Source organism: Marinobacter arenosus, assembly GCF_019264345.1.
Classification (GTDB): domain Bacteria; phylum Pseudomonadota; class Gammaproteobacteria; order Pseudomonadales; family Oleiphilaceae; genus Marinobacter; species Marinobacter arenosus.
The window spans coordinates 2688232-2701181 of sequence record NZ_JAHVAO010000001.1 but is presented as its reverse complement, the minus strand read 5'-3'; the positions used below and the strand labels follow the sequence as shown (position 1 = coordinate 2701181).

Annotated in this window: 13 protein-coding genes; 5 read left to right on the top strand and 8 right to left on the bottom strand. The window is 62.0% G+C overall.

All coding sequences use genetic code 11. The features are described from left to right. Positions 1-99 precede the first annotated feature (99 nt). Positions 100-1497 carry an MATE family efflux transporter gene (locus KXD86_RS12335; protein WP_218636304.1) on the top strand — a complete coding sequence of 466 codons (1398 nt, stop codon included), beginning with the start codon at positions 100-102 and terminating at the stop codon, positions 1495-1497. Here the strand turns inward: KXD86_RS12335 and KXD86_RS12330 are convergent. Beyond that, positions 1427-2455 carry a GGDEF domain-containing protein gene (locus KXD86_RS12330; RefSeq protein WP_218636303.1) on the bottom strand — a complete coding sequence of 343 codons (1029 nt, stop codon included), beginning with the start codon at positions 2453-2455 and terminating at the stop codon, positions 1427-1429. The two genes, KXD86_RS12335 and KXD86_RS12330, sit on opposite strands and share 71 nt — an antisense overlap. A gap of 264 nt (positions 2456-2719) precedes the next feature. Between KXD86_RS12330 and KXD86_RS12325 the strand changes: the two genes are divergently transcribed. Then, entirely contained in the window at positions 2720-3844 is a 1125-nt protein-coding gene (locus KXD86_RS12325; protein WP_218636302.1) for an HD-GYP domain-containing protein, read from the top strand. Positions 3845-3862: 18 nt separating this feature from the next. On the opposite strand, the gene fghA is transcribed toward KXD86_RS12325, so the two are convergent. Further along, entirely contained in the window at positions 3863-4708 is an 846-nt protein-coding gene (gene fghA / locus KXD86_RS12320; protein ID WP_218636301.1) for an S-formylglutathione hydrolase, read from the bottom strand. Positions 4709-4736: 28 nt separating this feature from the next. After that, positions 4737-5168 (bottom strand): CBS domain-containing protein, encoded by a 432-nt coding sequence (locus tag KXD86_RS12315; RefSeq protein WP_218636300.1) that lies wholly within the window; start codon positions 5166-5168, stop codon positions 4737-4739. Positions 5169-5357: 189 nt separating this feature from the next. On the opposite strand from KXD86_RS12315, the gene KXD86_RS12310 reads away from it, so the two are divergent. Both KXD86_RS12310 and KXD86_RS12305 read left to right on the top strand, forming a co-directional pair. Then, positions 5358-6722, top strand: a complete 1365-nt coding sequence (locus KXD86_RS12310) for an alanine/glycine:cation symporter family protein (protein ID WP_218636299.1) — start codon at positions 5358-5360, stop codon at positions 6720-6722. Between the two features lie 119 nt (positions 6723-6841). Beyond that, a complete protein-coding gene (locus KXD86_RS12305; protein ID WP_218636298.1) occupies positions 6842-7495 on the top strand; it encodes a peroxiredoxin in 654 nt (217 codons plus the stop codon). A gap of 90 nt (positions 7496-7585) precedes the next feature. On the opposite strand, the gene KXD86_RS12300 is transcribed toward KXD86_RS12305, so the two are convergent. From KXD86_RS12300 to KXD86_RS12290, 3 genes are read right to left on the bottom strand one after another with little or no spacing between them, the layout of a single operon-like run. After that, a complete protein-coding gene (locus tag KXD86_RS12300) occupies positions 7586-8368 on the bottom strand; it encodes a MetQ/NlpA family ABC transporter substrate-binding protein (RefSeq protein ID WP_218636297.1) in 783 nt (260 codons plus the stop codon). Positions 8369-8388: 20 nt separating this feature from the next. Further along, positions 8389-9054: a methionine ABC transporter permease gene (locus KXD86_RS12295; protein WP_218636296.1), complete on the bottom strand. Its 666-nt coding sequence runs from the start codon at positions 9052-9054 to the stop codon at positions 8389-8391. Then, positions 9054-10061, bottom strand: coding sequence for a methionine ABC transporter ATP-binding protein (locus KXD86_RS12290; protein ID WP_218636295.1), 1008 nt, complete (start codon positions 10059-10061; stop codon positions 9054-9056). The genes KXD86_RS12295 and KXD86_RS12290 overlap by 1 nt, the downstream gene beginning before the upstream one ends. A gap of 200 nt (positions 10062-10261) precedes the next feature. On the opposite strand from KXD86_RS12290, the gene KXD86_RS12285 reads away from it, so the two are divergent. Further along, on the top strand, positions 10262-11683 hold the full coding sequence (locus KXD86_RS12285; protein WP_312846288.1) for an HDOD domain-containing protein: 1422 nt from the start codon (positions 10262-10264) through the stop codon (positions 11681-11683). Positions 11684-11690: 7 nt separating this feature from the next. Here KXD86_RS12285 and KXD86_RS12280 read toward each other — a convergent pair whose 3' ends face one another. Together KXD86_RS12280 and KXD86_RS12275 are read right to left on the bottom strand one after the other, a co-directional pair. Then, positions 11691-12389, bottom strand: coding sequence for an anti-sigma factor (locus tag KXD86_RS12280; protein WP_218636294.1), 699 nt, complete (start codon positions 12387-12389; stop codon positions 11691-11693). Further along, positions 12386-12943: a sigma-70 family RNA polymerase sigma factor gene (locus KXD86_RS12275; protein ID WP_218636293.1), complete on the bottom strand. Its 558-nt coding sequence runs from the start codon at positions 12941-12943 to the stop codon at positions 12386-12388. The genes KXD86_RS12280 and KXD86_RS12275 overlap by 4 nt, the downstream gene beginning before the upstream one ends. Positions 12944-12950 lie beyond the last annotated feature (7 nt).

Genomic DNA, 12950 nt, shown 5'->3' with positions numbered 1-12950 from the left:
GGATGCCCGCCGCCGGCACGAATGCGGTACCATGCCAGCCCTGCCAACTGAGGGCAGGGAACGCCACCATCAGGAACGACCACCCGGACCCGCCACACTATGGATGAAATCCACCAGCCCCTACCGGAGACCCGCCAGCCGCTGGTACGCCAGACCCTGGGCGAGTGGCGAACCCTGGCGACCCTCGGCGGCCCCATCCTGATTGCCCAGGTCGCCCAGATGGCCAATGGCGTGATCGACACCGTCATGGCCGGCCACGCCAGTGCCGAAGACCTGGCGGCAGTGGGCATCGGCAGCAGCCTGTGGATGCCGCTGTTCCTGTTTTTCATGGGCCTTCTGGGTGCCCTGCAACCGATCATTTCCGGCTACAACGGTGCCCGGCTGCTGGACCGGATCATGCCGGCGACCTGGCAGGGCCTGTACCTGGCCGCCGCCGGCTCGGTGGTGATGATCCTGTTGCTGACCCACGTGCATCCGGTCCTCGATCTGCTGAACCTGGAAGCCCACACCGCCGGGATCACCCAGGGATACCTGAACGCCTTTGCCTGGGGCGTTCCGGCCATGCTGCTGATGACCGCACTGCGTGGACTCACCGATGGACTGGGCCATACCCGCGTGATCATGGCGTTTTCGGTCCTGAGCACCCTGATCAACCTGCCACTCAACTACATCTTCATCTACGGCAAGCTGGGGCTGCCGGCCATGGGTGGCGTGGGCTGCGGCTGGGCCACCTCCCTGTCCAACGGCGTCGCGGCCATCGCCCTGCTGGTGTACCTCAATCGCAGCGCCGCCTACCGGCGTTTTCACCTGCTTGCTGACCGCGCCAAACCGGACCTTGCCGGCCTGGTCTACATCCTCAGAATCGGCGTACCCATCGGCTTCACGATTTTCGTGGAAGCCAGTATGTTCTCGATCATCGCCCTGTTCCTGGCACCCCTCGGGCCGGTGGTCGTGGCCGGCCACCAGATCGCGCTGAACGTGGTCTCGCTGCTGTTCATGCTGCCCCTGAGCATTGGCATGGCTCTGACCCTGCGGGTCAGCTTCCTCATGGGGGCGGGAACACCGGACACCGCCCGGCTGATTTCGCGCAGTTCGCTGATCCTGGCGGCAGCCACCGCGCTGGTCTTCGCCGTCATGCTCTGGGGCTTTTCCGAGGGCATTGCAGCGCTCTACACCAGTGAAGCCGAGGTGCAACAGGTCACCATCCGGCTGTTGCTGTTTGCCGCCCTGTTCCAGATTGCGGACGTTATCCAGGTGACCTGCATCAGCGCCTTGCGGGGCTACAAGGACACCCGGATTCCGATGTTCATCATGCTGTTTTCGTTCTGGGGCGTGGGTCTGCCTCTGGGGTACCTGCTCACGTTCACCGACGTGATCAGACCGGCCATGGGGGCAGCCGGCTTCTGGGTAGGACTGACCGGGGGGCTTACGTCAGCGAGCATTCTTCTCGGCTGGCGGCTGTTTCGCTTCGCACCGGAGCCGGATCTGCATAGATGATGCAATCGCGCCCCGACGCTTTCGCCTGGTACAGGGCCGCGTCGGCGCGCGCCAGCCAACTGTCGACGTTCTCACCAAGCGCGAGCTGAGCCACGCCGAACGAGGCCGTGACCGGACCACCCGGATGTTTCAGGTGTTTCCGGAGAATCTGCTGGAGGTTGCCCAGTACCGTTTTCAGGCCGTCGCCGTAGGTACCGGGTAACAACAGCACGAATTCTTCACCCCCGTAGCGAAACAGGTGATCCGTTCGCCGGGTGTTCTGCTGGGTCAGGGCAACCATGTCCACCAGCACGTCGTCACCCACGCTGTGACCATACTCGTCGTTGATTTTCTTGAAGTGATCGAGATCCAGCAAGGCCACCGAGTAGGGCAGTCCGGTACGATCGGCATTGGCGACCGCCAGGGCCAGCTCCTGGTCCATGGACCGCCGGTTGCGCACGCCGGTGAGAGGATCAATGGTCGCCAGGTGTTCCAGCCTTTCCCGCTGACTTTCGTTCCGGTGGGCGAACACGTAGGCACAGGCACTGACGACCACCGCGCCCGCCGCGAACGACCACATCTGAACCAGTGACCGGAAAATGTCGACCTGGGCCATCAAGGCAAGGATGGCGCCCAGATTAATCACGATGGCCAGCCGCGGACGGGCCAGGAAGAAACTGGTGACCAGGCAGGGAAATACCCAGAACAGCCCCGGCTCGCCGGTCACTGCGCCCACCACGACGGCACTGGAGGACGTCATGACTGCCATGAACAGGCCACTGCGCTCGGTTCGGCCCGTCAACCAGGCGTGGCTCACGCTGGCCACAATACCGACCAGTATGGTGACGTCGACCAGGCCGGCCAGATGGTTTCCCTGCATGAACCGGAACACCGCGAACGGCGTGATGCCCAGAATGGCACTGGCACCGAGCAGGGTGATGATCGACAGACGGAAATCCGTCTTCAGGCGGTAGAACATCTAGGGCGTGGACCGACGACGTAGTTGTTTGATCCGGTAGCATAGCTCAAGGCGGTTGGAGGTTCTCTATACCCGGACGAGATTTTACAAATCCGTGACGCAGCGTCACAAAACGCGAACCCGCGCCCAGTCGCGTCATCGAATTCCAACGCCCGCGCAGTCAAATTGGGCAAAACAAGCTCCCGCATCAAGCAGATATAGAGGCCGGAGCACATTCAGGGGTAAACTGAACCTCCGTAAACTCTGCCAGCAGGACACACCATCGTGCACAATCTGGTCCGAATCGCACCCGGCGCCCTTGAGCTGGGACGCCCCCTGCCCTGGAATGTCTATGACGCCGACGGCAACGTACTGCTGCGCCAGGGCTATGTGATACAGACCAATTCCCAGCTGGAGCAGCTGTTCGAACGAGGCCGGTTCAAACCGAGGAAGATCGAACGTCCCCACGAGGAGATCTTCGAGGATGCTCGCGAACGCAATCCGTTTGCCGATTACCCCGACCTGCTTCACGCGCTGGAAACCACGCTGAACGCCATCACCGAAGGCGACCCCTCGGCCCAGAAACGGTTGATGGGGCTCACGCGGATGATCGAGCGAACCTGCACCGAAGCGCCCGATGCCAGCCTGGCACTGATTCACCTCTATTCAATCGGCCCGACCATCCTGGAACAGACCCTGTTCTACGCCATCCTCAGCCAGTTCATCGCACGTCAGTTCGGGCTGGAAGAGAAACGTCTCAGCGTGCTCACCGCCGCCGCCCTGACCGCTAACCTGGCACTGGTGCCGGTCGCCGATCAGCTCAATGCCTCCAACAAGGTATTGAGCGACCAGCAACGCACCGTGATCCAGAAGCACCCGGAACGCAGCGTCCAGGCCCTTCAGGCCGCCGGCATCGATAACCGGCTGATGAACACGATCATCGCCCAGCACCACGAGCAGGCGGACGGTTCGGGCTACCCCCTGGGGCTGAGCGGAACCGATATTCGTCCAGAGGCGGAAATCCTGGCACTGTCGGAGCGTTACGTGGCGATGATCACCAAACGGGCTTACCGGCCCCGCATGAACGTCGCGAATGCCCGGCGGCTCATCGCCACGCTTGCAGACGGCAAGTTCCGCCCGGCCATTCCCAGGGCACTGCTTCAGGTACTGGGGGACTACCCGCCCGGCATTCTGGTCCGGCTCGACAACAACGAAGTCGGGGTGGTCACGGGCCGACCGGTCCGGGCCCGCGGCCCCTTCGTGAAGGCCATCTTCGGTCCCCGGGGCAACCGCTACAGCGGCACCTTCGAACGGGACACCAGCATTCTGGAGTTCAATATCCGGGCTCTCGAGGAGCCCGAAATCATGCCGTCGATGGATTTCAGCCGGATCTGGGGCTTCCAGTCCTGAATCCGCGTCGGCCCGCGGTCACCGAAGCCCCAGGGCCTGGGCGTGATAGGTCAGGTGGTCGTCAATGAACGAGGCAATGAAGAAATAGCTGTGGTCGTAGCCGCGGTGCATGCGCAGGTTGATGTGGTGATGAAAGGTTTCACAGACCTCCGCAAGCGCCTCCGGATTGAGCTGGGTATCCAGGAAATCGTCGGCGGTGCCCTGGTCAACCAACAGCGGCAATCGTTCCCGCGCCGTCGGGATCAGCAGCGTGGCATCCCATTCCTCCCAGGCCGAGACATCGTCCCCGAGATACCCCGTGAAGGCTTTCTGGCCCCAGGGGCACTCGGACGGATTGGCAATGGGCGCAAAGGCTGAGACCGAGGCATAGCGCCCCGGGTTCTTGAGGGCCGCAATGAGCGCGCCGTGGCCACCCATGGAGTGGCCACTGATGGACCGCTGATCGGTCACCGGCAGTTCATTTTCGACCAGTTGTGGCAGTTCCTTGACCACGTAATCGTACATCCGGTAATGAGGCGCCCAGGGTTGTTGCGTGGCATTGATGTAAAACCCGGCGCCGGTGCCGAAGTCGTATTCGTCGTCCTCTCCGGGGAGATTGAGGCCGCGAGGGCTGGTGTCCGGGCAGACGATGGCAAGGCCCAGCTCGGCCGCCCGTTTCATGGCCCCGGCCTTCTGCATGAAGTTCTGGTCGGTGCAGGTCAGCCCCGACAGCCAGTACATCACCGGTACTTTGCGCGGTTCCCGAGCCACGGCCCGCGGCGGCAGGAACACCGCAAACTCCATATCGCATTCGAGCGTGGCTGAGTGGTGCCGGTAACGACGGTGCTCGCCGTCGAAACAGAGATTGGTGGATAGGAGTTCCATAGCGTCCTCGGCTTGGAGAAAGTTGGTATCAGTCGTCAGCACTGACGAACTTGGGCAGCTCGATTCCGCAACCTGCCCGCGCCAGTTCCGCCAGGATAGCCGTACGCGTCACAATACCAATCAGTTTGCCATGATCCACAACCGGGAAAACTTTGGGCTTGCCGGCCCCGAGGTTCTGAGCGAGATCCACAACGGCCATCTCCGGCGAGATCGTGACCGGCTCGCGGAACATCACGTCGTCAACAATGGGATCCCCCTCACAGTGGTAACTGCTGACCAACAGGGAATGGATGCAGTCCTGTTCCGACACAAAGCCCAGTACGTGCCGCTGATCGTCGACGACGGGCAATCCCGTCACATGGTTCTGGAGAAGGGTTTTCACCACTCGAGTCAACGGCGTGCCACACCGAACGGGTTCAATGTGATTCCACATGACATCAGAGACTTTCAGTGAGCGCATGGACAGGTCTCCTCCCGCTGAATCTGATTGCAGTGGCTCCCAGATGGAGCCCCTTTCTATAACCATAGGCAATGCAACACAGAAAGGAAAACCGAAAAAGGCCTCAACCGTTTACAGATCAAATTTATCACTTAAACTCATACGGTTAAGCCTCAAAAGGGCACCCACTGCTAACTACGGGAGATCCCCATGGAAGCCATATCCTCGTTCGTCGGACAAATCAATTCACTGGTGTGGGGTCCACCCATGCTGGTTCTCATTCTCGGGGTCGGACTGTTTCTGAGTCTCGGCCTGAAGTTGATGCCCATCCTGAAACTGGGTGCCGGGTTCCGGCTGATGTGGCAGGGCCGCAAGGCCACCGGTGCCGAGACCGAGGGCGAGATACCGCCGTTTCAGGCATTGATGACCGCACTCTCGGCCACGGTGGGCACCGGCAACATCGCCGGCGTGGCCACTGCCGTATTCCTGGGCGGTCCCGGGGCCTTGCTGTGGATGTGGCTGACCGCCCTGGTGGGGATGGCAACCAAGTACTCGGAAGCGGTGTTGGCGGTGCGATTCCGCGAAGTGGATGAACGGGGTGCCCACGTCGGTGGCCCGATGTACTACATTCGCAACGGCCTGGGCGCCAAGTGGGCCTGGCTGGGTGTGTTGTTCGCCGTGTTCGCGGCCATCGCGGCCTTTGGCATCGGCAACACGGTGCAGGCGAACTCGGTGGCCGACGTGATGGAAGCCAGCTTTGATATACCCCACTGGGTGACCGGCCTGATTCTGATGGTGCTGGTCGGTGCGGTGCTGATCGGCGGCATCCGCCGGATCGGGCACGTTGCCAGTGCCCTGGTGCCGCTGATGGCGCTGTCCTACCTGACCGCCGGGCTGCTGGTGCTGGCCATCAACGCCGCCGAAATCCCGGCGGCCCTGGCGCTGGTGTTCGAACACGCCTTCAGCCCGATCGCCGCCCAGGGTGGCTTTGCCGGCGCCGCCGTATGGGCCGCGATTCGCTTCGGGGTAGCGCGAGGCATTTTCTCCAACGAAGCCGGCCTCGGATCGGCGCCCATCGCCCACGCCGCCGCCCAGACCAAGAACCCCATCAACCAGGGCATGGTTGCGATGCTGGGCACCTTCATCGATACCATCATCATCTGCAGCATCACCGGGCTGGTCATCATTACCTCCGGTACCTGGACCGCCGGTGTTTCCGGCGCTGAACTGACCTCCATGGCCTTTGCCGAGGCCCTGCCCGGCGTCGGCAATTACGTGGTGGCCATCGCCCTGGCGGTCTTCGCGTTCACCACCATTCTCGGCTGGTCCTTCTATGGTGAACGCTGCATCGAGTTTCTGTTCGGTGTGAAGGCGATTGTGCCCTATCGAATCGCCTGGATCGTGGCCATCCCGGTCGGCGCGACCCTGAACCTGGGATTCGTGTGGCTGGTGGCGGACACCCTGAATGCCATGATGGCCCTGCCCAACCTGATCGCGCTGCTGTTGCTCAGCCCGGTGGTGTTCAGGCTGACCCGGGAGCACTTTGACCAGCAGAAAACCGTGGGCAACGCCTAGGGCCTTGTTTTCCGCCCCAACACGACCCACGTTTGTTGTATAGACTGAGTAAACATTCCGGCGGATACGCGGCCGGTCAACGAAAACTGCCGAACCTTGCAGGAAAAGGAGAGTAGCTTATGAGTTTACGTCTTGGAGATACCGCACCGGATTTCGAGCAGGATTCAAGTGAAGGGAGAATCTCGTTCTACGACTGGCTTGGCGATAGCTGGGGCATCCTGTTCTCGCACCCGGCCGACTTTACTCCGGTATGCACGACCGAGCTGGGCTTGACTGCGAAGCTCAAGGACGAATTCGCCAAGCGCAACGTCAAGGCCATTGCCCTGAGCGTGGACCCGGTCGAATCCCACAAGGAGTGGATCCAGGATATCAATGAAACCCAGGGCTGCTCGGTCAACTTTCCGATCATCGCAGACCAGGACCGGAAAGTGTCCGAACTGTACGACATGATCCATCCCAATGCCGACAGCAGTCTGACGGTTCGCTCCCTGTTCGTGATCGATCCGAACAAGAAGGTGCGCCTGATCATCACCTACCCGGCCAGCACCGGTCGCAACTTCAACGAAGTGCTGCGGGTGGTGGACTCCCTGCAACTCACCGACGATCACAAGGTCGCCACCCCCGGAAACTGGGAGCGCGGCGGCGATGTGGTGATTGTGCCATCGTTGCAGGACGAGGATGAAATCAAGCAGCGCTTCCCCCAGGGCTACAAGGCGGTGAAGTCCTACCTCCGGATGACACCGGACCCCAAGGCCAACTGGAGCGGCGATTGATCGCCCCCGAGGCGACCCACAAAAAAGGCCGGGCAGCTGATCTGCCCGGCCTTTTTTTATCCCGTGTTCCGGCCCGCGGGCCGGTTTACCTCAGAATGCAGGAACCACGGCGCCCTCGTAGTTCTCCTTGATGAACGCCTTGACCGCGTCGGAGGTCAGGGCCGCAGACAGCTTCTTCATGGCTTCGCTGTCCTTGTTGTCCGGACGGGCCACCAGGATGTTCACGTAGGGTGAATCGGAACCTTCGATCACCAGCGCGTCTTCGGTGGGGTTCAGTCCCGCTTCCAGGGCGTAGTTGGTGTTGATCAGCGCGATATCGACCTGGTTCAGGATCCGCGGCAGGGTCGCCGCTTCCAGTTCCTTGAAGTCCAGATTCTTCGGGTTTTCGGCGATGTCACGGGGCGTCGCCGTGATCTTGCTGGCATCCTTGAGCGTGATCAGCCCGGCTTTCTGGAGCAGCAGCAGGGCACGTCCGCCATTGGTGGGGTCGTTGGGAATGGCCACGACCGCGCCGTCTTCCAGTGCCTCCAGGGAATCGATCTTGCTGGAGTAGGCGCCAAACGGTTCCACGTGGACGCCGGTGACCGTCACCAGGTTGGTGCCGCGGCCGGCATTGAACTCATCGAGGTACGGCTTGTGCTGGAAGAAGTTGGCGTCCATCCGCTTCTGGTCCACCTGGATGTTCGGCTGGATGTAGTCGGTGAATACCTTCACATCCAGTTCCACGCCCTGTTCCGCCAGGGTCGGCTTCACAAATTCCAGGATTTCCGCGTGGGGAACCGGCGTTGCCGCCACCGAGAGCTCCTCGGCGGAGGCAGCGGCAGAAACAGTTACAGCGGCAGCCAGCGCCACCAGGGATTTCTTGAGATTCATTCTACGTTCTCCTGTTTGAATTATTTACGGCTGAAATAGAGCACCAGACGGTCACCAACCATCTGCAGCACCTGAACGAAAATCACCAGCAACGCCACGGTAATGACCATGACATCGGTCTGGAATCGTTGATATCCGAAGCGGATGGCCAGATCGCCAAGGCCGCCACCACCGATGACACCGGACATGGCGGCGTAGGAAACCAGGGTGATCGCAGTAACGGTGATACCGGCAATGATGCCGGGGAGTGCCTCAGGCAGCAGGGCGCCGAAGATGATCTGTTTGACGCTCGCGCCCATCGCCTGCGTTGCCTCGATGATGCCACGGTCCACTTCCCGCAACGAGGTTTCCACCAGCCGGGCAAAGAACGGCGCGCCGCCCGCCACCAGGGGCGGAATCGCGCCGGCCACCCCCAGGGAGGTACCGATCAGCAGCACCGTGAACGGAATCATCACGATCAGCAGGATGATAAAGGGCACCGACCGCAACACGTTCACCACAAACGACAACACGGCGTAGGCCACCGGCTGCTCCAGCAGCTGGCGCTTGCCGAAAAGGAACAGCAACACGCCGACGGGCAGGCCGATCAACACACTGAACAGCAGGGACATACCCACCATGACCAGGGTGTCCCAGCTGGCCCAGCCGATTTCGCTCCAGTCTACATTGCTCAACAGGGCGTCCATCAGCGCAGCACCTCCACGTGAACGTCGGCAGCCTTAAGGGCGTTCATGGCCACCTCCAGATCGCCACCGACCAGCGACAGGGTCAGCTGCCCGTAGGGCGTGTCCTTGATGTGGTCGATGCGGCCCGACAGGATGCTGAAATCCACGCCGGACTCCCGGGCCACGCTGCCCAGCAGCGGCTTGTAAGTGGCGTCACCCTTGAAGGTGAGGCGCATGATACGGCCATCGGCCTTCTGCAGATCTTCCTGAAGCTCCTCACTGTCGATGCTTTCGCTTTCGAACACGAAATCCCGGGTGGTCGGATGCTGGGGATGCAGAAACACCTCACTGACCGGCCCCATTTCCACCACACGACCGGCGTCCATCACCGCCACCCGGTCGCAGACCCGGCGCACCACATCCATTTCATGGGTAATCAGGACAATGGTCAGGCCCAGCTCACGGTTGATGTCCGCCAGCAGTTTCAGCACGGATTGGGTGGTTTGCGGATCCAGCGCACTGGTGGCCTCGTCGCACAGCAGAATGGTCGGCCGGCAGGCCAGGGCGCGGGCGATTCCGACCCGCTGCTTCTGCCCACCGGACAACTGGGACGGGTACTTGTTGGCGTGATCGGTCAGGCTGACCCGGGCCAGCAGTTCCTGCACCCGGTCACGGATCTCGGTTTTCGAGTAGATGCCCGCCAGCTTCATGGGAAAGGCAATGTTGTCCGCCACGGTCTTGGACGACAGCAGATTGAAGTGCTGGAAAATCATCCCGACCTTGCGCCGGAAAGCCCGCAACTCCGCAGCGTTGTAATGGGTGATGTTTTCGTCGTCGATCAGAATCCGGCCGCCGGTGGGTGGCTCGAGCAGGTTGATCAGACGCACCAGCGTGGATTTACCCGCGCCGGAGTGACCGACGATGCCAAACACCTCGCCGGTTTCAATGGTCATATCGGTGGGGTGCAGTGCGGGGATCGCCCGGCCGTCCACCTGATACGACTTCTGTACCTGGTCAAATACAATCACGGTAGCGCCTTGTGGGTGCAGCGTTAAAACCGGCGATTATAGCCCATTCCCTCGCCAAACCCGAATCCGCAGGCGCGGATCACCGTGGGTAAATGCCCTTACACAAACGGTTACCTGACATGGCATCGGGCCGTGGACTAAACTGGACGCTAAACAATAACCTCCATGCTTCCCGAAGCCCGCTGCCCGAGGCTACCCAAGTGACCACCGAGAACGATACGACGCCCGTGCGGATGACCACGACCCAGGCATGGGTCACCTACCTGAGCAAAGTGGAACTGCCGGTCCTGGCCAACACCCTCCGGCGGATCAATGAGCTGACCGACAGCCGCAACAGCACGGTTAACGAACTGGCCAACGTGATTCTCAACGATGCCCAGCTCACGTCGCAGGTCCTGCGGCTGTCCAATACGGTGTTCTATAACCAGACCCGGACCCAGGTCAGCACGGTCAGCCGAGCCATTACCCTGATCGGGTTCGATGCCGTGAAATCCATGGCCATCTCCTCGCTGATCGTCGACTCGTTGCTGCAACGCAACGACCGTCCCCACCTGCTGCGGTGCCTGGCGAGGGCCATCCATGCCGCGGTCCAGGCCCGGTGTCTGATGCCCAAGCGCAACGAAACCGCACTGGAAGAGGTGTTTATCGGGGCCCTGCTGATGAACATCGGGGAGCTGGCGTTCTGGTCCTGCGAAACCGAGCAGGCCACCGAACTCGAGCAGCGGTTGCGCCTGGAAGAACCGCCGGTGGAGGCCCAGAAAGCGGTTCTGCACACCACCTTTACGGAAATCACCCGGGGCCTGGTAGACGCCTGGTCACTGGGGCCGTTTATCAAGGACGTGGTCGCACCCGGCCAGCCCAACTCACCCAACGCCAGCCTGGTGCGGCATTCGGTGGAAATGGCGCGGCTGTCCGAGCTCGGCTGGCGCGGCACCGAGATGGACAAATTGCTCGAGCAACTGGGCAAGGATATCGATGAAAACCCGGCCACGGTTCGTGACCGGATCAAGGTCAATGCCGCCGAGGCCGCCCGCGTTGCCGTTTCTCTGGGCATTCCGCAAGTCACCGCGCTGATGCCCGGCAACCAGCAGGACGGCGATAAGGCGGCGGCGAAGGCACCGGACATGGACCCGAACCTGCAACTTCAGATCCTTCGCGATCTGACCGAAAGCCTGGCGGAAAAACCGGACATCAACGAAGTCTGTCAACTGGTGATCGAGGGCATCCACCGGGCCATCGGCATGCAGCGGGTCGCCCTGCTGATGGGCGATCGCAGCGGCCGGGAACTGGTGCCAAGGAAACTGAGCGGACGCGGCACGGAGGACTGGCGGGACCAGCTCACCATCCCGAGGGACGGGTCCGGCCCGCTGGCCAAGCTGTTGCCCGAGGCCGGCTGCTTTATCTACCGGCCCGATGCCGACGCCAGCCCGACCGGTTACGACCGCTGGCTCGGCCGGGTACCGGCCCTGGTGGGCCCCCTCCGGGCCAATGGACGGCTGGTCGGGCTGTTCTACGCCGACAACGCGGCCGGCGACTACACCCCATCGGACCAGCAGCTGTCGGCGTTCGGACACTTCATCCAGAACGCCCAGCTGTGCCTGACCCTGATCGCCGCCAAATAGGGCCGCCTCAGAGCTCGTAGAGTTTGGTCACGTGCAGAATAGGGCCGGTGGGCGCGCCGGTCGGCGACCCGCCCCTCGGCTCGAGGCTGATTGCCAGGGTTCGGCTTTGCGACAGTGCCGTCCGGGCCTCATCGCTCAGCGTCACCTGGTGCACGCCACCGGCGGGGATGACCCCCAGGGACAACGGCTGGCCGTCCTCCGGCACAATCCACAGTTCGTAGTCCTTGCCGGCGTCGGCAGCGCTCGCGGCGACCGATCGCAATTTCAGCAGATTGTCCCGCCCGGACTCACTGACCAGCCAGAGCGGATCACTGATGTCCGCCTGCACAATCGCACCGGACAACTGTGGCGTGGGCGTCTGCACTGGCTGCTGAACCAGCAACACCGCCAACACCACGGCGGCGGCCGTCGCCGCCAGGCTCCAACCCGGCCACAACCAGCGCACGCCCTGGCCGGCGCTCGCGCTGGCCGGGTCGGCCTTCGGCCAGAGTCGGCGCTCAATGGCTTGCCAGGCAGAGCGGGGAGGCGTCACTGGCGGCACTTCCGAGGACAGCTGGCCCAGCTTCTCTTCCCAGAACCAGACCTCCTGTCGAACCCGGGATGACTCCATCATCCAGCGCTCAAACCGCGCCCGAGCCTGCCCCTTCAATGAGCCCAGCACATACTCCGCAGCCAGGCTTTCGATACGTTCCGGTGTCTTTTTCATTGTTCCAGGCACCTCTTCAGCGCCAGCAAACCACGCCGGATCCAGCTTTTGACCGTTCCGATCGGCGAACTCAGCGCCTGCGCCAGCTCCTCGTGGGTGAATCCCCGATAGTATGACAGCAGAATGCTGTCCCGCTGAACCTCCGTGAGTTCTTCCAGGCAACCGTTCAACTGGGCTGAGCCCGCGTGGCGCAAGGAGTCATCCAGGGGGCCAGCTCGCTGGTCTTCCACGTGTTCGAGGTGATCATCACCGGAGGTCTGCCTGACTTTCCGGGACCGGATCAGGTCCAGCGTCCGATATCGGGCGATGGTCATCATCCAGCCCATCGGCGTGCCCCGACCGTCATGGTATTCGCCGGCGTGATGCCAGATTTGAATGAACGCTTCCTGCAGGGCTTCCTCCGCCAGCTCCCGCTGGCCCGCCAGTTTCATACACAATCCGAACATCCGCGCTGCGATCGCTTGGTACAGCTGTTCGAAGGCTTTGCGGTCCTGGTGCGCTACCTGAAACAGTAAACGCATCAGATCCTCCTGATCGGTCTGGCCAGGGTTCATAACATCT